23 protein-coding genes and 1 tRNA gene are annotated in these 22,341 nt (G+C 48.7%); 19 read left to right on the top strand and 5 right to left on the bottom strand.

Annotated features, from left to right (window positions below):
- Positions 1-384 precede the first annotated feature (384 nt).
- The 4 genes from H9625_RS15080 (at position 385) to H9625_RS15065 (ending at position 2,852) form a co-directional block, all read left to right on the top strand.
- Complete coding sequence (locus H9625_RS15080; RefSeq protein WP_022233797.1) at positions 385-522, top strand: hypothetical protein; 138 nt, start codon at positions 385-387, stop codon at positions 520-522.
- Between the two features lie 17 nt (positions 523-539).
- Positions 540-689 carry a hypothetical protein gene (locus H9625_RS15075; RefSeq protein ID WP_022233798.1) on the top strand — a complete coding sequence of 50 codons (150 nt, stop codon included), beginning with the start codon at positions 540-542 and terminating at the stop codon, positions 687-689.
- A gap of 22 nt (positions 690-711) precedes the next feature.
- Positions 712-2,289, top strand: coding sequence for a leucine-rich repeat domain-containing protein (locus H9625_RS15070; protein WP_191765144.1), 1,578 nt, complete (start codon positions 712-714; stop codon positions 2,287-2,289).
- Between the two features lie 137 nt (positions 2,290-2,426).
- Positions 2,427-2,852, top strand: coding sequence for a hypothetical protein (locus tag H9625_RS15065; RefSeq protein ID WP_191765142.1), 426 nt, complete (start codon positions 2,427-2,429; stop codon positions 2,850-2,852).
- Between the two features lie 408 nt (positions 2,853-3,260).
- Here the strand turns inward: H9625_RS15065 and H9625_RS15060 are convergent, their stop codons facing one another.
- A complete protein-coding gene (locus H9625_RS15060; RefSeq protein ID WP_191765140.1) occupies positions 3,261-3,887 on the bottom strand; it encodes a hypothetical protein in 627 nt (208 codons plus the stop codon).
- A 5-nt stretch (positions 3,888-3,892) separates the two neighbouring features.
- Positions 3,893-4,792, bottom strand: coding sequence for a helix-turn-helix domain-containing protein (locus tag H9625_RS15055; RefSeq protein ID WP_191765137.1), 900 nt, complete (start codon positions 4,790-4,792; stop codon positions 3,893-3,895).
- Positions 4,793-4,921: 129 nt separating this feature from the next.
- On the opposite strand from H9625_RS15055, the gene H9625_RS15050 reads away from it, so the two are divergent.
- The 10 genes from H9625_RS15050 (at position 4,922) to H9625_RS15005 (ending at position 14,618) form a co-directional block, all read left to right on the top strand.
- The gene (locus tag H9625_RS15050) at positions 4,922-5,695 is read left to right on the top strand and encodes an MBL fold metallo-hydrolase (RefSeq protein ID WP_225226460.1); all 774 of its coding nucleotides are present in this window, start codon (positions 4,922-4,924) and stop codon (positions 5,693-5,695) included.
- A 243-nt stretch (positions 5,696-5,938) separates the two neighbouring features.
- Complete coding sequence (locus H9625_RS15045) at positions 5,939-6,388, top strand: cupin domain-containing protein (RefSeq protein ID WP_087249765.1); 450 nt, start codon at positions 5,939-5,941, stop codon at positions 6,386-6,388.
- A complete protein-coding gene (locus tag H9625_RS15040; protein ID WP_317173121.1) occupies positions 6,385-6,819 on the top strand; it encodes an HU family DNA-binding protein in 435 nt (144 codons plus the stop codon). Before H9625_RS15045 ends, H9625_RS15040 begins: the two co-directional genes overlap by 4 nt.
- A gap of 189 nt (positions 6,820-7,008) precedes the next feature.
- Complete coding sequence (locus tag H9625_RS15035; RefSeq protein ID WP_191765135.1) at positions 7,009-7,998, top strand: aldo/keto reductase; 990 nt, start codon at positions 7,009-7,011, stop codon at positions 7,996-7,998.
- 21 nt (positions 7,999-8,019) lie between these two features.
- Entirely contained in the window at positions 8,020-9,099 is a 1,080-nt protein-coding gene (locus H9625_RS15030) for an alpha/beta hydrolase (protein ID WP_191765133.1), read from the top strand.
- A gap of 8 nt (positions 9,100-9,107) precedes the next feature.
- Positions 9,108-9,926, top strand: coding sequence for an aldo/keto reductase (locus H9625_RS15025; RefSeq protein WP_191765131.1), 819 nt, complete (start codon positions 9,108-9,110; stop codon positions 9,924-9,926).
- Between the two features lie 239 nt (positions 9,927-10,165).
- Positions 10,166-10,609 (top strand): MarR family winged helix-turn-helix transcriptional regulator, encoded by a 444-nt coding sequence (locus tag H9625_RS15020; protein ID WP_191765129.1) that lies wholly within the window; start codon positions 10,166-10,168, stop codon positions 10,607-10,609.
- The gene (locus tag H9625_RS15015; protein ID WP_191765127.1) at positions 10,590-11,933 is read left to right on the top strand and encodes a TolC family protein; all 1,344 of its coding nucleotides are present in this window, start codon (positions 10,590-10,592) and stop codon (positions 11,931-11,933) included. The genes H9625_RS15020 and H9625_RS15015 overlap by 20 nt, the downstream gene beginning before the upstream one ends.
- A 16-nt stretch (positions 11,934-11,949) precedes the next feature.
- Positions 11,950-13,017, top strand: a complete 1,068-nt coding sequence (locus H9625_RS15010; RefSeq protein WP_013618927.1) for an HlyD family secretion protein — start codon at positions 11,950-11,952, stop codon at positions 13,015-13,017.
- Positions 13,014-14,618, top strand: coding sequence for an MFS transporter (locus H9625_RS15005; protein ID WP_191765125.1), 1,605 nt, complete (start codon positions 13,014-13,016; stop codon positions 14,616-14,618). Before H9625_RS15010 ends, H9625_RS15005 begins: the two co-directional genes overlap by 4 nt.
- Before the next feature lie 3 nt (positions 14,619-14,621).
- Here the strand turns inward: H9625_RS15005 and H9625_RS15000 are convergent, their stop codons facing one another.
- The 3 genes from H9625_RS15000 to H9625_RS14990 all read right to left on the bottom strand — a co-directional run bounded on the left by H9625_RS15000 (position 14,622) and on the right by H9625_RS14990 (position 17,865).
- The gene (locus tag H9625_RS15000) at positions 14,622-15,803 is read right to left on the bottom strand and encodes a C1 family peptidase (protein ID WP_022040418.1); all 1,182 of its coding nucleotides are present in this window, start codon (positions 15,801-15,803) and stop codon (positions 14,622-14,624) included.
- 81 nt (positions 15,804-15,884) lie between these two features.
- Positions 15,885-16,880: an AI-2E family transporter gene (locus tag H9625_RS14995; RefSeq protein ID WP_022040419.1), complete on the bottom strand. Its 996-nt coding sequence runs from the start codon at positions 16,878-16,880 to the stop codon at positions 15,885-15,887.
- Between the two features lie 4 nt (positions 16,881-16,884).
- Positions 16,885-17,865 carry a bile acid:sodium symporter gene (locus tag H9625_RS14990; protein ID WP_022040420.1) on the bottom strand — a complete coding sequence of 327 codons (981 nt, stop codon included), beginning with the start codon at positions 17,863-17,865 and terminating at the stop codon, positions 16,885-16,887.
- Positions 17,866-18,028: 163 nt separating this feature from the next.
- On the opposite strand from H9625_RS14990, the gene H9625_RS14985 reads away from it, so the two are divergent.
- From H9625_RS14985 to H9625_RS14965, 5 genes are all read left to right on the top strand, one after another.
- On the top strand, positions 18,029-19,186 hold the full coding sequence (locus tag H9625_RS14985) for an N-acetylmuramoyl-L-alanine amidase family protein (protein ID WP_087406837.1): 1,158 nt from the start codon (positions 18,029-18,031) through the stop codon (positions 19,184-19,186).
- 23 nt (positions 19,187-19,209) lie between these two features.
- Positions 19,210-20,097, top strand: a complete 888-nt coding sequence (locus H9625_RS14980) for an MlaD family protein (protein ID WP_022040422.1) — start codon at positions 19,210-19,212, stop codon at positions 20,095-20,097.
- A gap of 25 nt (positions 20,098-20,122) precedes the next feature.
- The gene (locus tag H9625_RS14975) at positions 20,123-20,317 is read left to right on the top strand and encodes a hypothetical protein (RefSeq protein ID WP_162614411.1); all 195 of its coding nucleotides are present in this window, start codon (positions 20,123-20,125) and stop codon (positions 20,315-20,317) included.
- Positions 20,318-20,622: 305 nt separating this feature from the next.
- Positions 20,623-22,029 carry a chromosomal replication initiator protein DnaA gene (gene dnaA / locus H9625_RS14970; RefSeq protein ID WP_022040423.1) on the top strand — a complete coding sequence of 469 codons (1,407 nt, stop codon included), beginning with the start codon at positions 20,623-20,625 and terminating at the stop codon, positions 22,027-22,029.
- A gap of 93 nt (positions 22,030-22,122) precedes the next feature.
- Positions 22,123-22,196 (top strand) — tRNA-Arg (locus H9625_RS14965).
- Positions 22,197-22,341: the final 145 nt, after the last annotated feature.

The raw sequence follows: 22,341 nt of genomic DNA, 5'->3' as shown, positions 1-22,341 counted from the left end.
CCCAAAGCACACACGAAAACGGATACATCAAGCCAAGAAAAACTTTTTGGAGAAATTCAAAACAGCTTCTTAATAATTGAATGACAATGTATTTTGATTTACAGCACATTTCAGGAAATATGGCAATCTGTTCAGGCAACATTCCGTTGTCCGCTGCATCGTGCATATACCTGTATTCAAAAAAGTGTCTTGTAAATTTGGATATGTGTGAGATTTGTGTAAACACACACACACACACACACACACATTGCGACCGGCGTATCTTCGCGCGTTAATATACTTATTATCATCAATACATGCAAGGGTGGGAACTCCTTTTTACGGGAGCTTTCCGCCCTTTTCCGTATTCGTATGCCCCGTTTAACCCATTAAAACAAAAGTCGTATGAATACCGAAATAACCATTATAGCAAGTATATTCCTGTTGCTGGGCGGACTGGCAGCGTTTCCGTTTACGCTCGATTACAGCAATACTTCATGGATGCCCCGTTGGATAATAGACAAATTGACGTATATTAATTAACCATAATAAATAAAAAAATGCAAGACAATAAAAAAACAACAAGCCTTGAGAGCTACGAAGCTCCCAAATGTGAGATTATTGAAATACAGAATGAAGGCGTGCTGTGCGGCAGCGATTACAGTGCCACACACCGTGGTTTTGAAGACAGCGACGAAGTGATTTGGTAAATTCTAAACAAAAAATATAACAATGAAAGTAAAGAACATGACCATCGCCGCACTGGCTCTGCTATTGGCAGCCTGCGGCAACGAAGAAATCCTTGAAAACAACGAAAGCGGCAGCACGGGGAAGGTACACATGACCTTCACCGCCGGAATGCCGCAGACACGTACCTCGCTGGGCGAGGACGGCCTTGCCGTAAACTGGACGCAGGGCGACTTGGTAGCCATCTACGACGGAACGGAAACCATCTGCAAGTTTGAAGCAACCGAAGTCAGCGGCAGCACCGCCACCCTGGAAGGCGAGGCCAAAGTGACCGATACCTACACCGCCTTCTATCCCTACACCGACGACGGGACGCTGACCCTCGACAACACTGCCATCACCTTCACCCTGCCCGCCACGCAGACAGCCACGGCAGGCGGCTTTGCCGAAGGGCTGAACCCCTCGTGGGCACAGGCGACGGGCGGCAGCAAAAATCTGGAGTTCCAGAACCTCTGCGCCTTAGCCAAGTTCACCGTGGACGCAGAGGGTGTGACGGAAGTTACCCTGACCGCCAACCAAGAAAGCGACGCACTGGCAGGCGGGCTGACCTATACCATCGCCGATGGTACGCTGACCGCCACGGGAAGCGCTTCCCGGTCGGTAACGCTGACGGGAACCTTCACGAAAGGCGAGGAGTACTACTTCGTCGTGGCTCCCGGCACGCTGACGGGCGGCATTACCCTGAACTATATGGGTGAAGGCGGCAAGACATACGTCAAGACCACCACAAAACAGGTGACCTTCACCGCCGGAAAGATTACCTACCTGGGCGCACTGGATGCCAACAATTTCACCGAGGCCCTCAATGCGGCGTTTGCCAATGCCGTGAAAGAATTCAACCCAAATATCGGCTGGAGGGCGAACCCCGATGGCACCGTATCCCTGGATGAGGATAACAAATTCCAAATAATAATGAATGGGGGAATCTTGGATTTGCATAATAAAAACATTACCAGCCTTGCCGGCATTGAGTACTTCACCGATCTGGAGGTTTTGATTTGCGCCGGTAATCAACTGACTACCCTTGATGTAACCAAGCTGACCAATCTGCAGACTTTGGATTGCATGGGTAATCAATTGACTACCCTTGATGTAACCAAGCTGACCAAACTGAAGTTTTTGGTGTGCAACGATAATCAACTGACTGCCCTTGATGTAACCGGGCTGACCAGTCTGAAGAATTTATTCTGCAGCGATAATCAACTGACTACCCTTGATGTAACCGGGCTGACCAGTCTGACGGATTTGGAGTGCAACGGTAATCAACTTGTCTCGTTGGATGTCAGCACTTTGAAAGAGCTTCAAATTTTGTGGTGTCATGGCAACAAGATGACGGCTCTCAATATAACCCATAACGCATATTTGGGGGATTTGAAGTGCGGGAACCAGCAAGATAATCAGCAACTGACCCTGACATTGTGGGACACCAAGAAGGAGTTTTGGGACAGGATGTTAAACAGGTATTCAGATGAAAACAGCAATGTCACAACCAATGTTATAGAGACTCCTGTCAATGCCGATCACGACGGCTACGAAGATGACGGCGAAACGGTCGACTGGTAAGGGGCCGCTGACGCAACCCCCTGTCTTTCTGTTGTATTGTCCCGCACCCGATGCAACGGACCACGGAGGAGCATTCCGAACCCGAAGCGGAATCCCTCCCAAGCCTCTGCTGTAAGGGTATAGCACGGAAAAGGGCAATGCCCCGAAATACGAAAGGACATCAAACAGGAACTCCCGTTCCGGGCGGGAGCATTTGTGCCCGGCAACATCATACAGACACCGCAGCCCGCTACCGCAAGGTAAGCGGGCTGCATTTCGTCATTTTCGGCATCGTCTATATTTGGCTCAACGAACAGCACAGACGACAGGAATTAGAGATTACAAGCCAAAAGATAAGATGTTTACGCAAGGACATACACGAGGTATATGTTAAAATGGTGGATTTATCCCTTATTGGTGAGACCGTGCTGGACTGGAATGAGGAAGATATGAATACATACCATAAGAAGCGTCTGGAGGTGGACAGTCTGCTCAGCCTGTTCAAGTCCAGCTATCGCAGCGAACGTATAGACAGCGTCTGCCGGCTGCTGGCTGAAAAGGAAAATCTGCTGAATAAAAAATGAATGTCCGCATTTCACCAATAAGGAGTTATTTCAGGGAGTTAAAGGGAGTTAGAAGCCAATACTTTTACTAATGGAAACCATAGCAGGACTATTGGCGTTTAACTCCTGTGAGCGAAGCGGGCATAACTCCTTTTAACTCCTTTCCATCCATTGGGATGTTTGCGGATATTCAAAAAATGAATATATACTGCATTCGCAGTTGAATATATACTGCATTCGCGGTTGAATATATACTGCATCCGCCTACGAATATATACTGCATCGGCAAACGCAGTACTACTGCATTTTCAACTCAGTCGAATTGGCTAATTGCGGACATTCATTAAGAAGCTGTTTTGAATTTATCGTGCGATGATTTGGGATGAGTTTTTGAGGCATTTTTGCTTGTGTGATGAGGAAGATAGCGGGCTATCTGACGAAGAACAGGAGCGAAAAGGACCAAAAAATCGCCCAAAGCACACACGAAAACGGATACATCAAGCCAAGAAAAACTTTTTGGAGAAATTCAAAACAGCTTCTGAGTATCAACTCGATGTAGGCGACAAGGATAGTCCGTTGGTGCACATCGGGATGCCTGCATAATTCTTCCTGTATCTGCTTCATCAGGGCGATGAGGGTAGCCCGTTCCTCGGCGGTCATGTGCAGGGCTTCGTTCACCTGATAGGCAAAGAAGGTAAACTCTTTCATCCGTGCGGCAAGCGGCGTGCCGTGCAGCAGTTCGGGCGAAAACAGCAACGCCCAACCCTCGATGCGGAACACCTCGCCGTTGTCTTCCACACCGCCTATTTGTCCCGGCGACACACAAATAAGCGTTCCCTCCCGATAATCGTACTTGCTGCATCCGTAAGTCAAATCCTCCAAGCAATCATCGCGCAGAAAGAGGGCATAGACGGAGAAACGGGTGCGGCTGTGGCGTATGGGCGGCAGCGCGGCATAGTCGATGACGCTGACCAATGGATGCTGGTCAGCGTGCCCGACGTAGGCGTTGTAGTCGTGGACGGTCTTTGCGTTCAGAATCTTGGGCATGAGTACCATATATTTTATTCATAAATACCATTCTTATAATCCTGTAGATATTGCGTGAACGTCTTCCCCGTCTGCTGTTTGAAGAAGCGCATCAGGTGGCTGGGGTCGGAGAAATGGAAATCATCCGCCAGTTCGCTGACGGTGCGGTTGGAGAAGAGCAGTTCGTTCTTCAGTTCTTCCAGCAGACGTTGTTTCAGCAAATGGGCGGCTGATACGCCGAACTGAGCCATGACCGAAGCGTTCAGCGTGATGCGGCTGATGCGAAGCTTGTCGGCATACTCCTGTACCCGCTGCATGGTGCGGATGTGCTGTTCCAGCAAATCCTTGTATTGGAAGGCGTAATTGTTTTTCGCGATTTCTACGGGCAGGCGGTATGCGGCGGCATACGCACGGTTGATAATCAGCAGCAGGTAATAGAGCACGGACACAATGAGGTTGTACGTATCCGCCACGGGATGCAGCAATTCCTGTTTGATTTTGCCGAGCAGGCGCATGTATTCCGCCAGTTCTTCGGGCGAGGCATACAGGTAGGGCGGCGTATCAGTCTGATAATAGTACAGCAAACGATAGACAAAGAACTTGTCGGCAATGAATGTGCGCATGAAGTCTTCACGGAAAATGAGGAACGTATAGTCCAATGCCGCTTCGTCCACATGCCATTCCTGTTGTTGGTGGGGCGAGAGGAGCAACACCATACCGTCATACAGCTCTATCTTGCGGAAGTTCAGCAACAGGAAACCGTTTGCCTTCCGAAGAAAATAGAAACTGAAGAAGTCCGTCTTGAACCGTTTGTATTCGGTCAGCACAGGGCCGATGTCCTTGTTCGTGGCGGTGTTGATGTAGAAATCCACGCCGCAATCCGTCTTGCTGAACGGCACGCTGACCAGTCGTTCGGGGTTGATTATCTCTTTCATACGCTTGAAATTTCCACAAAGGTAATATATTCCTTTATCAAAATGGCATTTATTCCCCTGTTTTGGGCATAGAGGTGCGGGAAGATTCTGCCGAACTTTGCAACCGTAAACATTAAAACATAGAAGATAATGGAAACAACAACTATCCGTTTGGTGCGCAATGCCACCTTGAGAATCAATTATGCAGGGCACAACATCCTTGTCGACCCGTTCTTTGCCGATAAGGGAAGCATGCAGTCGGCAATCGGCGTGTATAAGACTCCACGTGTACATCTGACCATGCCCGTCAGTGAAATAACCGAAGGGCTGGACATGGTGTTGCAGACTCATATTCATCCCGACCACTACGATGAAACCGTGAAACAACATCTGCCTAAAGACATCCGTTATTATGTTCAGCCGCAAGACAAGGCGACGGTGGAGCAGGACGGCTTTACCCGGGTGGAGGTAATCGAAGACAAGACGACAGTAGAGGATATGGCCATCCATCGTGTGAGCGGCCATCACGGTTTCGGCAAGATTGGCGAGATGATGGGACCTGTGTCGGGCTATGTGCTGACGGCAGAGGGCTGTCCTACGGTTTATATCATGGGCGATTGCAAATGGGAAGACTGCATCCGCGAAACGGTAGAACGGTTCAAGCCCGACTATATCGTGGTGAATAGCGGCGGAGCGGTCTTTCCGGAGTTCTCCAAGGTGGACGGCTGCATCATCCCCGATGAAGCCGAGGTAATGCAAATGCTTGATGAACTGCCTGTACACATCAAGCTGATAGCCGTCCACATGGATGCCACCGACCACGGGCAGACCACTCGCGCCATCCTGCGTAACGAGGCACTGCATCATGGTGTCGATATGTCTCGCCTGCTTATCCCGGAAGACGGGGAAACCATCAAATTATAAATCCTATAAAAAATTAAGTAAGTGTGCAAAATTAAATGATATTACCAGAAACACAGATTTTCACGGATTAGCGCAGATTCTTTTAATTTACGATTTGACAATTTACTATCTACTATTTGAGCTTTAAATCGTACTTCGTAAATCGAAAAATAGTAAATTAAAAGAATCCGCGAAAATCTGCGTTAATCTGCGTTTCTGAGCCGACACATTATATAAACTAATTCTCAACATCTACTTACAGAAATGAAAGCAATTAAGAATGTGGCAGCAGCCAAAAACTTCAACGCAATAAGCGTTGGCAAACTGAGTGAACTGAGTGACTATGTGATAGAGCTTTCGCCCGAAGTGAAGATTCCGGGAAAGGTGTTTGGAGGCGCGGCACTTCAAGCAACGGGCAGCGAGTTCTCCTTCCAGATGTTCCAGCCCGGCACGGAAACGGGATTCCTCCATACCCACAAGAACCATGAGGAACTTTATTTCTTCCTTGCGGGAAAGGGTGAATTCCAAGTGGACGGGCAAGTGTTCCCCGTTGAAGAAGGCAGCGTGGTGCGCGTGTCTCCCGACGGTAAGCGCAGCGTGCGCAACAACGGGACAACTCCGCTCGTAATGCTTTGCGTGCAGTATCGGGGCAACACCTTCACGGCAGAAGACGCAACCGATGGCGTGATTCTGAATGAACCGGTGAAGTGGTGAGAAACGAAACAGGTAAAGGCAAAACAATTTTAAGTTTAACCCGCCTTTCTGTCAAGAATTATCTAAGCGACAACCTGCCCGCAGACACCCACGCCGTGCTCCGTGCCCTGCCCAACATCATGGCGGACTTCATGAAGGAAAGCCGTGCTGTGCATTTTGAAGGACTGGGCTGGTTTCGCTACACCACCGTTTCGGCAGGCAACGGCGTTGCCACGAAAGAGGAAGTGAGCAGCGACCAGATTACCGGTCTGCGTGTGCAGTTCACTCCCGACCGTACCCGTAACATGAGCGGCGGCTACACCCGTGCCCTCGTTGCCGACGAAGGCATCACGTTCATGGAATGGTTGGGCAAGGAAAGCGACGAGACGCAGGTGCCCGAAGATAATGAGGATGATGAGGACGAAAGCCAGACGGAAAATCCGATGGAGTAACTATCCGGCAACATTATGAAGAAATCCCGCAACGTGGGGACAAACGTTGCGGGATTTTTTTGCGCCTTACTGACTTGATACGCCTTGCAAATTGACCTTTTCACCAATACTATTTGAGCCTCACAGCAATTATGCGGCAGCTTTTTCGGCGTATCTTTGTATCGTAATAAGAAATCAAACGGATAGGATATGATGAAACGAAAACTGTTATTCTTCACGATGCTGTGTTGCATGGCTTTGTCAACAAACGCCTGCGGTACGGACGGAACGCATCAGCAGACGACGGAAAATGAGATTACTGGTGGCAGCGATGTGAACGCAAATGATACCGTGGTAAGCGGCGAAGGCTTGTTCGACTTGACCACGGGCGAGAACGGCAAGCCGCCTGTCATTACGCTCAGCAGCGGCTACACCATGCCCGTACTCGGCTTGGGAACATACAGCCTGCATGGAGACGAGTGCATCGATGCCATACTCTCCGCCATCAAGTTAGGCTACCGCAAGTTCGATACTGCCACATTCTACGGAAACGAGGAGGAAGTGGGCGAAGCGATACGCCGCTCTGGAGTGCCCCGTGAGGAGTTCTTCATCTGCACCAAGCTTTATCCCAACGAGTTCGGCCACGCGGAGGAAGCCATCGAAGCCTCTCTTGCAAGGCTCAATATCGGCTACGTGGACTTGATGCTGTTGCACCATCCGGGCCGTAACGACGTGGAAGCCTACAAAGCAATGGAGCGAGCCGTGGCGGAAGGCAAGATACGCTCGCTCGGCGTGTCCAACTACTATATAAAGGAGATGACGGAGTTCCTGCCGAAAGTGAGCATCAAGCCCGTGATGACGCAGAACGAGATTCATCCCTATTATCAGGAGAAAGAAGTACGTGAATACATGCACCGCAACGGCATTGTCATCGAAGGATGGTATCCCTTTGGCGGCAGAGGCTATACAAAGGCGATGCTCAGCAACGAAACCCTCAAGGAGATAGCCGAAGCGCACGGCAAATCCCCTGCACAAGTCATCCTGCGCTGGGACTTGCAGCATGGCGTGGCAGTCATCCCCGGTTCGAGCAATCCCGACCACCAGAAAGAGAACATCTCCGTGTTCGATTTCGAGTTGACACCGGAAGAAATGGCACGCATCGACGCGTTCGACCGGAACGAGAAACATGACTGGTATTGATAATCTAAACAACAGAAGAATATGAAAACAACAGCAATGAAATCAATCTGCACGGCTTTGCTCGCCTGCCTCTGCGGCACGGGCAGCCTCATGGCACAAGAAAATCAACTTAATACGAATAACATTATGGAAGAAAAATTGAATTTAACGCAAGAATGGGACAAGGTGTTCCCTCTGAGTGACGAAGTGAATCACAGTAAAATCATGTTCCACAACCGTTACGGCATCACGCTTGCCGCCGACCTGTATGTGCCTAAAGGTGCAACGGGCAAATTGCCTGCCATAGCTGTCTGCGGTCCGTTCGGAGCTGTTAAGGAACAGGCATCCGGACTGTATGCACAGGAACTGGCTAAGCGCGGCTTTCTCACAATAGCCTTCGACCCGTCGTTCACAGGCGAGAGCGGCGGTCAGCCCCGTTATGTAGCATCACCCGACATCAATACCGAGGACTTCTGTGCAGCAGTGGACTATCTCTCAACTCGCAACGATGTGAACCCGGAACAGATAGGTATTCTCGGCATCTGCGGTTGGGGTGGCATGGCAGTCAATGCCGCAGCCATCGACACCCGCATCAAGGCCACCGTTGCCGCCACCATGTACGACATGAGCCGTGTCAATGCCAACGGCTATTTCGATGCCGCCGACAATGCCGACGCACGTCACGAACTGCGCCGCCAACTGAATGCACAACGTACAGCAGACTATCGCAACGGCTCGTATGAGCTTGCCGGAGGCCTGCCCGATGTTGTGCCCGATGACGCTCCGCAATTCCTGAAAGATTATTTCGCCTACTATAAGACGGAACGTGGCTACCACAAGCGTTCGCTTAACTCCAACGGTGGCTGGAACAAGACATCGACACTCTCGTTCCTGAACATGCCGATACTGACTTACGCAGATGAAATCCGCAGTGCCGTGCTGCTTGTCCACGGGGAGAAGGCTCATTCGCGCTATTTCAGCGAAGACACCTACAAGAAGCTGACCGGCGACAACAAGGAGCTGCTGATTATCCCCGGCGCCAACCACACCGACCTCTACGACAACTTCGACAAGATACCGTTCGACAAGATAGAGGCGTTCTACCGTGAGAACCTGAAATGATGAGCGATATGGATAAACATGTCACTTTCCGAAACGGGCAGCAAGTCTGCCCGCTTGGTCAAGGTACTTATCAGATGGGGCGCAGGCGCAACGAAGAAATACAAGCCCTACGCCGGGGCATTGACTTGGGGCTGACATTAATAGATACTGCCGAGATGTACGGCACGGAAGACCTTGTGGGCGAAGCCGTGCGAGATTGCCGCGAACAGGCGTTCATCGTCAGCAAGGTTTTGCCAAGTAATGCCAGCTACGAGGGTACAAAGCGGGCTTGCGAACGGAGTCTCCGGCGGCTCGGCACGGATTACATCGACCTTTATTTATTGCATTGGATAGGACGTTATCCGTTCTCCGAGACTGTCCGTGCTTTGGTGGAATTGCAGCAGGAAGGAAAGATCCGGCAATGGGGCATGAGTAATTTGGATGTGGACGATATGGAACATATTCTTTCTTTACCACACGGAAAGGACTGCGCCGCCAATCAGGTGCTCTACAACCTAAAAGACAGGGGCATTGAATACGACTTTATTCCATGGAGCGGTCAGCATCAGATTCCCGTCATGGCTTATACACCGTTGGGCGAAGGAAGGTTGCGCAACCACAAGACGCTGATAGAGATTGCCCGCAGGCATAATGCCACTTCCACACAAATCATGCTGGCGTGGGTAATGCGTACACAGAATGTCATCGCTATTCCCAAAGCAAGCAGCATCGCCCATGTGGAGGAGAATGCCCGAAGCCTCGACATATCCTTGACGGAAGAAGACCTGCATGACATCGATAAAGTATTTCCGGCTCCTACGCATAAAGTGCGTTTGGCAGGTTGGTAAAGTAAGTCATGCACATTTATTATTAATGCCAATAAGGGAGTTAAAAGGGAGTTACAAAGTTCCCCAAGTGGTGTTTCCTGCATTATTATGTGCAAAAAGAATGATTCTCTAGTCAATGAAAGACTTGTTTGTTCTTAATGAGAGTGTGGTGAATAGCTTTTGATTTATTTAGTCAACTATTTGACTAATTCGAGAAGAATGCCTATCTTTGTGCCCCGAAAAGGATGAAGATTGTTTTTATGGAAAAAGAAAGTGCTGCATTCAGGGAGCTGATGTTGCAGTTGTTTCGTACGCGGATGACCTTCAGGCGTGCTGTGCAACGGGCTCTGAAAAAGACAGAAGCAGGGATTACATTCGAGATGCTTCAGGTATTGCGGTGTTTGTGGGAAGAACAAGGCATCTCCCAGCAGGTGCTGGCAGAACGCATTGCCAAAGGAAAAGCCGCATTGTCGAACCTGATAATGAATCTGGAGAAAAAGAATTACGTGTACCGGCTGGAAAGCTCTTCCGACCGCCGGAACAAGCAGGTCTTCCTGAGCGAAGAAGGGAGCTTGTTTTACAAGCGCATCAGCATTGCACTGGATGCTATTTACGAGTCTGCCGGCGTTGCCATAGGGCTGGAGAAAGTAGAGTCGATGTCAGCTGATTTAAAACTTACCGGCGATGTGTTGGAAAAAGTTTAGCCTGTTGCTCTGGGGCGTTTGCGCCCTTGCCTTCATAGATGTACAGGCAGCAGAAAAGGAAGGAATAAAAGAGGACCAGCCTGCCGACTCGTTGTTCCTGACGGTAGATGAACTGTTCCGCTTGGGTGTGGAGAATAGCTTGCGCCTTCAGGCAAATGCCTTGGACGAGGCTATGGCATACGAACGTGGCAAGACCGCCCGCACTTCGCGCCTGCCCGATTTGCAGATAGGCTTGCGCGGGGGTGTCGTAGGGCAGCCAGTGGTATTCCAGCGCGGTTTGTCGGATGCCGTGCGTCCCGACACGCCCGACTGGTCGCAGAACTATGCGATAGATTTTACCCAGCCGCTTTACGAAGGCGGAAGAATCCGCTACGCCATCCGGAGGGCAGACCTGCAGACCCATGCCGCCGCACTTCGTTCCGCCTCCGACCGTGCCGACGTGAAGCTTGAACTGCTGGAACAGTATATGAGCCTGTTCAGCCTGTACAAGCAGCGCGAGGTGCTGATGCGGAACATCGAGGAATCAGAGCTTCGGTTGAAAGATATCCGCCAGATGAAGAAGGAAGGCCTGATTACGAACAACGACGTGTTGCGCAGTGAAATGCAGCTCACGAACGACCGCCTGTCGCTGACCGAAACCGAGAACAGCCTGGCGCTGGTTTCGCAACAGCTCGACATCTTGCTGGGACTGGACGAGAACCGCATGCTTTTGCCCGATACGTCCTTGCTCCGGCGTTCGGTGGCATTGCAGGAGTATGACACTTACGTAGAAGAGGCGTACCTGAACGACCCTGCCATGCAATTGTTGCGCAAGCAGACCGAAATAGCCAAAAACGAGGTCCGCCTGACCAAGGCCGAAGCTTTGCCCAGCATTTCGCTTTATGCCTCGAATACGTTGGCACGCCCCGTGTCGCGCACAATGGCGGACATGTATAACAATGCGTGGAATTTCGGATTGTCTGTCTCTTATCCCCTCTCGTCATTGTATAAGAACAATCACCGGGTGAAGGAAAGCAAGTTTGCCGTGCAGATGAACCTGAATGCCGAAGAACAGAAAAAGCAACAGGTGCGCGTAACGGTACGCACGGCATTTCTCCGCCACCGGGAAGCTTTGCGCCAGGTAGATGCCTTGAAGCTTTCCGTGCACCAGGCGAAAGAGAACTATCGCATTATGCAGAACCGGTATCTGAACCAGCTGGCGATACTGACCGACCTGCTGGATGCCAATGCGGTGAGGCTGAACGCGGAACTGCAACTTACATCGGCACGCACGCAGGTCATCTATACTTATTTTCAACTGGAAAGAGCCTGCGGAAGATTGTGAAATAAAACGAAGAATCATGGGAGAACTAAGAATAAAACGAGAAAGACTGAGGAAATTACGTATGCGGAACCGGATATTGAACGTGGTGTGCATCGTCCTTGCCGGTTCCGGACTATGGTGGACCGCCACTTATTTTTGGCGTTATTTCAATTATGAGGTAACCAACGATGCCTTTATCGACCAGTATGTGGCTCCGTTGAATGTCCGGGCATCGGGCTATATCAAGGAAGTGCGTTTCAGAGAACACCAATATGTGCACAAAGGTGATACGTTGTTGGTACTGGACAATAGCGAATACTTGATTCGGGTGAAAGAGGCCGAAGCGGCTTTGCTGGATGCACGGGGAGCACAAGATGTCCTGCATTCGGGCATTGAAACCTCGCACGCCAACATTGCGGTGCAGGATGCCAACATTGCCGAGGCAAAGGCACGCTTGTGGCAACTGGAACAAGACTATCACCGTTTCCAGCGGTTATTGAAAGAAGAATCCATCCCCCAGCAGCAGTTCGAGCAGGCAAAGGCATCGTACGAGGCAGCCCAAGCACGCTATCAGGCTTTGCTGGAGCAAAAACGTGCCGCCCAGTCGCAATATACCGAAACCAGCAAGCGGACCGTAAGCGCCGAGGCCACCATCCTGCGCATGGAGGCAGACCTCGACCTGGCAAGGCTGAACCTATCGTACACGATACTGATAGCCCCCTACGACGGGTATATGGGCAGGCGCACACTGGAACCGGGGCAATATGTGCAGGCGGGACAGACCATTTCGTATCTGGTAAGAGGGGATGACAAGTGGGTGACCGCCAACTACAAGGAGACTCAGATTATGCATATTTACATCGGCCAGCCCGTACGCATCAAGGTAGATGCCTTGCCGGGCAGGGTGTTCCGGGGAGAGGTGACGGCCATATCGGAAGCCACCGGCTCGAAGTATTCGCTGGTGCCGACCGATAATTCGGCAGGAAACTTCGTAAAAGTACAGCAACGCATTCCGGTGCGCATCGACTTGAAAGACGCGTCGGATGACGACATGCGGCATCTGCGTGCCGGAATGATGGTAGAGACGGAGGCTTTGCGGAAATGATGAATGTAAGGAGTTTGGGACTTCCCGTGCGGAGGTGGGTGCCCGACTGGCTGGCGGTGGCTGTTCTTTTCATCGTGATATTGCCGGTATTGATGGTCAACGGCGCTTATACGGGCAGCATGCTCGAGGTGTCGAATACGCTGGGCACGAATACCGAGGACATCACGATGGCTTATTATGCCGCGTCGGCAGGGATGGCAATCGGCTATCCCATTGTACCGAAAGTGCTTTCTGCCTTTCCGGCGAAGCCTTTGCTGCTTGCCGACCTTGTCCTGCAGTTCTTTCTGAGCTGGATTTGCGCCCGCTCACAGAATGCGGATATCCTGATTGTGGCAAGCTTTGCCATCGGCTTCCTGAAGGGGTTCATGATGTTGTGGTTCATCCGTATCGTGAAATTCATCTTCAGCCCGAAGGATGTACGCAGCGAGTTTTACTCGTATTTCTATCCGCTGGTATTCGGGTTCGGACAGCTTTCGATGGTGCTTACGGCAGAACTGGCATACCATTACGACTGGAAGTATATGTATTATTTCGAAATGGCACTGATGCTGCTGAGCGTCCTGACGGTAATCATTTGCTTCCGGCAAGACAAGGACAGGACGGGATTGCCGATCGAAGAACTGCATCTGCGCGAAATGCTGGTGGCGGCTGTAGGGGTGCTGATGCTGATGTACGTGGCGGATTATGGGAAGATGCTCGACTGGATGGCCTCTTTCAAGATTCGCGCCTACCTGGTTATCGGTCCCATACTGATTGCCTTTTTCATTTGGTTGCAGGCGCATGCCGAAAAGCCCTTCGTCAATCTGGCTCCCTTGTATCAGCCCAAAGCCATCGTGGGATATCTCTACATGATGCTGGTGATGTTTTTCAGCACGTCTACCACGTTGCTCACCAACTATATGACTTCCATCTTGCAAGTGGATTCCGCGCGTACGTACCTTTTATATATATGGATGCTGCCGGGATATGTGCTGGGGGCGTTCATCTGCTTCTGGTGGTTCAGGTGGCAACGGTGGCGTTTCCGCTTCCTCATAGCCGGAGGCATGGCATGCTTTGCCCTGTTTTTCGGCATATTGTATTTTACGGTTTCGCCGGAAAGCACTTACGAGATGCTGTTTTTCCCCGTGTTTATCCGCGGGCTGGGAATGCTGGTTGTGATTATCGCGTTTGCCTTGTTCTCGGTAGAGGACCTGAATCCGAAATTCCTGCTCTCGAATGCTTTTTTTCTGATACTGAGCCGTTCGGTGCTGGCGCCGATTATGGCAACTTCGTTTTACAGCAACGTGCTTTACCACCTGCAGCAAAAGTACATGCATTCGTTATCGGAAACCCTGACGATGGCAGACCCGCTGGCGGCATCGCGGTTCTCCCAATCGTTGAGCAGCGGAATAGGGCAAGGACACGGTTATGCCGAAGCGGCACAGATGGCGACTTCTTCGCTTTATGCCACGCTCCAGCAACAAAGCCTGCTGCTGGCGTTGAAGGACATTCTGGGGTGGCTGTTCATCGTGACGCTGGTGATAGCCATCGTGTCGCGCTTCATTCCGTTCCATAAAACCATCCGTGTCACCTTTGCCAAGGCAGGCGATGATATGGTATAGTTATCATATTCCCAGCTTTTTTTTCAGTTCTTGGGAGAGGGCATCTTTGTGGACCAGGATGTAGATGGTTTTGGCACGGACATAACTTTCCGACATGTTCAGGTATCCTCCGAAACGGTTCCCGTCGGCTGCCCATGAGTTCTTGGTGATGTAGTAGCGGGTGCCGTTTTGGTCGGTTGCGATACCGGTGATGTGCATCAGGTGATCATCGGTGGTTTTCCCAGATTCGTAGCCTTGCTGGCGGATTTCGGGAGTGACGTTCACTTCCGGATACGGACGCTTAAAATGGAATACTTCGGCAAGCCGGTCTTTTGTGCTCAGTTGTCCCCAGCGTGCACGGTCGCTGTCTTTATACAGGTCGGCATTCTCTACGTCGGGATTGATTGCCACTCCGTTGTTGAACGAGAACCCAGGTTCGCTTACGTCACCGTCCCAGCACAGGGTATATCCGTTTTCCAATGCCGTGTTCATTGTGCTTATCAGTTCATCCAGAGGAAGGTTGTACATGCGTTGGTGCTCCCAGTTGTCGGGGATTTCCACTTCGAATGCTTTGTAATAGGGCTTGTGGGTGAAGCTGGTGAGCGGGATATAGTCGTCGGTGTCGATGTCCAGACTTTCTGCAAAGCTTTCAGGGGTGTATTCTTTGCCTTTATACGTGAATTTTTCGGGGAGTTTGCCGAAGTAGATATCGAACAGGCTATTGGCAAGCTGCTGGTATTGGGGGCTGTTCTTGCTTTGTTTGACTGCTTCTGCAGAGAGGGCTTCCACGTATCCGGCAAGTTCGGAGTGGTTGTGTACCGGTGAGTCGTAGTTAATGCCTGTATAGACTTCTTCGGGCACGATACCTACTTGGTTGAATGCAGTCATCCAACTGGTGGTGATGCTTCCTTGCCCTACGTTACCCTTGCCGTGGCGCAGGAAGTTGTCGGCCATCTGATTCAGGTATTTCTGGCGCACGATGAACATTTCTGAGAGATCATATTCTCCTTTGCCTTGGCGCAGCAGTTCCGATTCGATGAACGAGGTGGTGGCGAAGCACCAGCATGTACCGCTTATTGCCTGGTCTTTTACGGGGGTCGTCTTTTGCTGGACTACGGTGTTGAACTTGTATCCATCTTTCTCTTCTGCCATTGCCGGCAGGGTGGCAAGCGCGAAGGCTGCCCATACATAATGTCTCAGTTTCATGAGTTTTTAAGTTTTTGAGTTTTTAAGTTTTTGAGTTTTTAAGTTTTTGAGTTACTGATATCTGTTATTAGTTGTCCATTGTCAATTGTTCGTAAGGTATTCTTTTCGGAACATGTCGAGGAATAGCAGGAAGAGTGATACCAGCAACGGTCCGAAAATGATGCCCATAAAGCCGAAGATGGGAAGTCCTGCCACCACGCCGAAGATTGTAATCAGCGGATGGATGTTTGCCATTTTCTTTTGCAGGATGAACCGGATGAGATTATCGCATTGTGAGATGATGATGCCTCCGTAGGCAAGTAGTATCAGTCCGTGTACCCAATCGCCGATGATGAAGAAATAAGCGGTGACCGGAACCCATACCAGAGCCGTTCCTACCAGAGGGACGATGGAGGCGAAACCGGTAAGCATTGCCGTGAGAACCGGGTTCGGTGCATGGCAAAGCAAATAGCCGAACAATGAGATAAATCCTTGAATGATGGCTAGGAGAGGGATTCCGATGGCATTGGAGCGGACAATGAGCTGGATTTTCTGGAGCACTTCGCGCTTGTTGTTTTCTTCGAAAGGAAGCAGTTCGGAAATGAATTGCTCCATTTTGTCTCCTTCCCATAACATGAAAAACAGGAGCATGATGGCTACGGCAAGGTTTACTATCAGGTCGCTTACCCCAGTCATGATGGAATGGCCGATAGAAGACACTTGGCTGATGATGAATGACAGATTTTTTTCGGACAATACGTCAAATCCTGTCTTTTCCTCGATGATGCTTATCATTTGCTGGGCGGGGCGGATGATATCGGCAGTATCGAAATGTAGGTTAGATATCTGATTGACCAGTGCCCAGCTGAAAAGTGAAAGTGGTATCAGGATGAACAGGGTTGTTCCAATTGTGATAATCCATACAGAGGCCAAAGGCTTGATTTTCTTTTTCAGCCAGTTTGAGAAGCCGCGTAATAGCAGGTAGAGGGTGAATGCGCCCAAGATGCCGTTCATGAAAGGCTGCGCCTGGCGGAATAATAGAATTCCCAAGCCTACAATCATGATGATGAGTGAATACTTCCAATATTGTTCTTTCATATCCTTAGGTATTTAGCGTTGATGGTTTGTGTTTGGTGATTCGTTCTTCTGATTTCCTTTTCTTCCAAAGCTGCCAGCTGTTGATGGTATTTTGCCACACCACGTAGCTTCCTGGAGCGATGGTTGTAAGCGGGTTCAGATAGGTGGCTGCCATCCAAATGGCAAGCACCGTGTTCTTTTGTCCCAATGCCTGTCCGCCACTGATGCGGTCGTGGTATTTTCCTCCGATGCTTTTTCCTCCCCAAAACTGGAGGCAGCAGATGACTAGTGCCAGAGCAGCGATAATGCATTCTTCGGCTATGGAAGTGTTTCCTTCTATCACAGATTGGGTGGTTTGTCCCATTACGATGGTCAGGGATATTCCCCAAAGATAGAATGCCATGTCCTTAAGTCCTACCAGAAATTGATGGACAGGTGGGGCATAACGTCGCAACAACACCGCGATGAAGAAAGGAAAAAGCAGCAAAGGGAATACTTTCCCTAGTATCCGCATGAATGATTCGCCGAACGGAATGTCGGAAGGTTCCACCAGAGGAAAGACCAAAGGGACAACTATGGCTGCCAGAAGATTGGAAGCCAATGTATAAGTGGTAAGCGATGCGGCACTTCCGCCTAGTTTGTTGGTGATGACTGCAGCAGCCGTAGCAGTGGGGCAGATGAGGCAGACCATTGCTCCTTCAAGTGAGATACGCCATACGGAGCTGAAAGGAATGCAGAGCAATACTCCTGCTACTGCCAGACAGGAAATCAGTTGGATAAGCAACAAGATGCAGGTCCATCGCCGCGGAGATAGGTCTTTGACTTCTATCTTGCAGAACGTAAGGAGCAGTTGGGCAAAAATCAGCAGCGGAGTAAGCCAGACCACTAGAAACTTCACGAAAGGTTTGAGTGGATGAAGGAAATCGAACATGGCAAAGCAGAAATATCCTATGACTCCTGCCAGCATGGCCAAAGGCAACGTCCAGTTCTTGATAAATTGTAGCATGGTGTTTCCTACGTTTAGTTTAGGATGCAAAAATAACGAAAAACGTTAAAATGGTTGCCTTTTTTTCTGTTTTTATAGGCTTTCTCCATTAAAATAAAGAAATCTTGTCTGGCTAAAGGAAGAAACCCACAAAAAACTATTACCTTTGCACCAGACTGGAAACATGGGAAAGTATAGATTTAACATATTATGTATATGCTGTTTCTTGCTGTCTTTCGTAGCAACGGCTTCTGAAGTTACGGACAAATCGTTTACCGTAGTTATAGATGCGGGACATGGAGGTAATGATCCGGGGGCTGTGGGAAGACGTGGGCGAGAAAAGAACATCAATCTGAATGTCGCATTGAAATTAGGCAGGTTGATAGAAGAGCAGTGTGGTGATACGAAGGTGGTTTATACGCGCAAGAAAGATGTATTTGTGCCGTTGCATAGACGTGCCGACATTGCCAATGCTGCCAAGGCGGACTTGTTTATTTCCATCCACACCAATTCTGTTGCTTCACGTAACAGCAGGGTGAGCGGTACGGAGACCTATACGTTGGGACTTCACCGAACGGAGGATAATCTGGAAGTGGCAAAGAAAGAAAACTCTGTCATCTTGATAGAAGATGATTATAAGCAGCGTTATGCTGGGTTTAATCCCAATTCGTCTGAGAGTTACATTATTTTCGAGTTCCTTCAAGATAAGTATATGGCACAAAGTGTGAATTTTGCCCAATTGGTTCAGAAACAGTTCCGTCAAAGTGCACGGCGTATAGATAAGGGGGTGCATCAGGCTGGCTTTCTGGTGTTGCGCGAAACCACAATGCCAAGCGTCTTGATAGAACTGGGATATATTACCAATGCCGCCGAAGAGCAATACTTGTTGTCCGACAAAGGCAGCTCGGCTTTGGCCCAAAGTATTTATCAGGCATTCTTGAGGTATAAGCAAGAGCATAAGACTCCGGCGGCTGGTGTGGGCGGAGATGTTCCCGTTTCAACCGTGTCAGAAGAGGAAAAGGAAGATTCAGGCATTCAGACAGAACAGGCAAGGAAAGACGGAGTGGAAGACAGACCGGTCTTTAAGATTCAGATATTGACTTCCGACCGGATCTTGCCAGCAAAGAGCCGCTTGTTTAAAGGATTAAGTCCTGTAGGACGGTATAGAGAAAAAGGATTATACAAGTATACTTATGGAGAGACGGTTGATTATAATCAGATACTACGCCTGAAGCGGACGAAAGTAGATGCAAAATTCAAGGATGCTTTCATCATAGCATTCAAGAATGGCGAGAAAATGAATGTCAATCAGGCTATCCGGGAATTTAAACGAAACAGATAATTAAAACAAAAAGACAAGCATATATGAGAAAAGAATTTAAAATAGGACTGGCGGGGATTGCTGCACTGGTCATCTTGTTTTGCGGCATCAAATACTTGAAGGGCATCAATATGTTTAAGCCCGAGAGTTATTACCTGGTAGAGTTTGAAAATGTAAACGGACTTCCTCAGTCGAGTCCGGTGTTTGCCAATGGCTTTAAGATTGGTATCGTGCGTGACATTCAGTACAATTACGCAAAGCCTGGCCATGTGCTTGTAGGCATTGAGTTGGATGAACACATGAAAATACCCAAGGGAAGCCGAGCTGAACTGGTGACGGAAATGTTGGGTACCGTAAAGATGAATCTGCTGCTTGACTTGCAGAATACTACCTATTATAATGAAGGAGATACGCTTCCAGGTTCGGCAAACAACGGACTTATGGGAGCTGCTGAACAGGACTTGCTTCCGAAGCTGCAGCAGATGATGCCGAAAATGGATTCCATTTTGGGGTCATTGAACAAGCTGTTGGCAGATCCGGCATTGGCCCAGACGTTGCACAATGCCGAACAGTTGACCGCCTCCTTGAATGCGACCAGTGAGCAGCTGAACAAGTTGATGAGTACCGATGTGCCTCAGGTGATGGGAAACGTCAATGACATTACAGCCAATCTAAAGGTCATCAGCGGTAATTTGAAAGGTGTGGATTACGCTTCCACTATCTTGAAAGTAGATTCTACATTGGCTAATGTCCGTATGTTGACAGACAAATTGAACCGGAAAGACAATACGCTCGGGTTGCTGATGAATGATTCATCTTTATATCAGAATCTGAATGCAACGGCGACCAATGCGGCCAGTTTGTTGAAAGATCTGGAAACACATCCGAAACGCTATGTTCATTTCTCGTTATTCGGGAAAAAAGACAAATAAGAAGCTGTTTTGAATTTATCGTGCGATGATTTGGGATGAGTTTTTGAGGCATTTTCGCTTCTGTGATGAGGAAGATAGCGGGCTATCTGACGAAGAACAGGAGCGAAAAGGACCAAAAAATCGCCCAAAGCACACACGAATACAGATACATCAAGCCAAGAAAAACTTTTTGGAGAAATTCAAAACAGCTTCTAAATATGCTTATATAGAAATTGTCTAAATAGCATCCGACGCCTGAAGTCGAAATAAGTAATGACTAATCCTTTGATATTCAAGTTATGAATGAAGAAGGATTAGTCTTTGTGCGCTTTGAGAAATAGATAAATAATGCATTGAAAAACAAACCTTTGCAATTTTACAAATGCCTGGAAATATATGTTTCAGAAGTGTGTAAAACAAGCGGTTGAAAACCAATATATTATAAAAGCCTTGTAAAAAGCAAGCGAAAAGGCATTTGTTTTTATAGAAATAGATTCCGAACTTTGTTCCGTAGAAGTATAGCTTAAAAATATAGAGAGGACAAATATGATTGAAAACAATCAGGCTATTGTATTGTGGCAACGTTGTCTTGACTTTATTCGTGACAACGTTAATACGACAGCCTTTACTACTTGGTTTGAACCCATCGTGCCTGTCAAATACGAAGGGAAAGCTTTGACTATTGGAGTTCCGAGCCCTTTCTTCTATGAGTATCTGGAAGAAAAATACGTGGAACTCTTGCGTGCCGCCATCTATAAAGAGATAGGTGAGGGTACGGAGTTGATGTATTCCATTTTGACCGACAAAACGAATCACATAGCCATTGATATGAAAGGGACAGAACGCTCGGGCGCTTTGTCTCCTCAGAAGCCCATACATGATGGGAATAAGGCTCCTACATTGTTGCAGGCTCCTGTAGTTCAGGATTTAGACCCACATTTGAATCCTAACTATAATTTTGAAAACTTTATCAAGGGTACCAGCAATGAGTTTTCGCGCACAGTGGCTGAGACGGTGGCTCAGAATCCGGCACGTACTTTCAATCCGTTGTTCTTGTACGGACCTTCAGGGGTAGGAAAAACGCATTTGATTAATGCTATCGGTACGCGTATCAAGGAATTGTATCCGGAGAAGCGTGTGCTTTATGTGTCTGCACACTTGTTTCAGGTGCAGTACACCGATTCGGTTCGTACCAATCATTTTAATGATTTCATCAGTTTTTACCAGACTATTGATGTGCTGATTATTGATGATATTCAAGAATTTGCCGGAATGACCAAGACACAGAACACGTTTTTCCATATATTCAACCATCTGCATCAGAACGGGAAGCAGCTTATTCTTACGTCCGACCGTGCACCGGTGATGTTGCAGGGGATGGAAGACCGCTTGTTGACACGTTTCAAGTGGGGACTGATTGCCGAACTGGAAAAGCCGGATATTGAGTTGCGCAAGAACATCTTGCGTAGTAAAATCCGTCGCGACGGTCTTACAATACCTGAATCTGTGATTTGCTATATAGCCGAAAATGTAAACGAGAGTGTACGCGAACTGGAAGGAATTGTCAATTCTTTGTTAGTATATTCTATCCAGTTGAAACGGGAAATCAATTTGGAACTGGCACAGCATATTGTGCAGAAAGCTGTGCGTTGTGCCGAAGTGAAACCGCTTACAGTCAATGATATTATAGAGAAGGTGTGCAAGCATTATCAGATAGATACTTCTGCTATCCATACCAAGACCCGCAAGCGTGAGGTAGTGCAGGTACGCCAGCTTGCAATGTATCTGGCAAAAAAGCATACCGATGTTTCATCTGGCAAGATTGGCCAGATGATAGGAAACAAAGACCATGCTACCGTGCTTCATGCTTGCAAAATCATTAAAGACCAGGTGGAAGTGGACAAGGCATTCAAGAGCGAAGTAGAGGAAATCGAAGCAAGTTTGCATCGGTGAGATATGAAATTTCCTTTTTAAAGATATTTCTTTGTAAAAGGGTTGCATATTTCAAATGAATGTCGTACCTTTGCACTCGCAATTAAGAAACGGGGTTCCGTAGCTCAGCTGGATAGAGCAACGCCCTTCTAAGGCGTGGGTCGAGCGTTCGAATCGCTCCGGAATCACAGAAATCTGTAAGTGGTTTTTCCGCTTGCAGATTTTTGTTTTTTCTACTCCATACGTCATTAAGAAGCTGTTTTGAATTTCTCCAAAAAGTTTTTCTCGTCTTGATGTTTCCGTTTTCGTGTGTGCTTTGGGCGATTTTTTGGT

This window comes from Phocaeicola intestinalis, from assembly GCF_014837065.1.
GTDB classification, from domain to species: Bacteria; Bacteroidota; Bacteroidia; order Bacteroidales; family Bacteroidaceae; genus Phocaeicola; species Phocaeicola intestinalis.
Note: the sequence above shows the minus strand (reverse complement) of the source record. Positions and strands in the feature narration are given on the sequence as shown.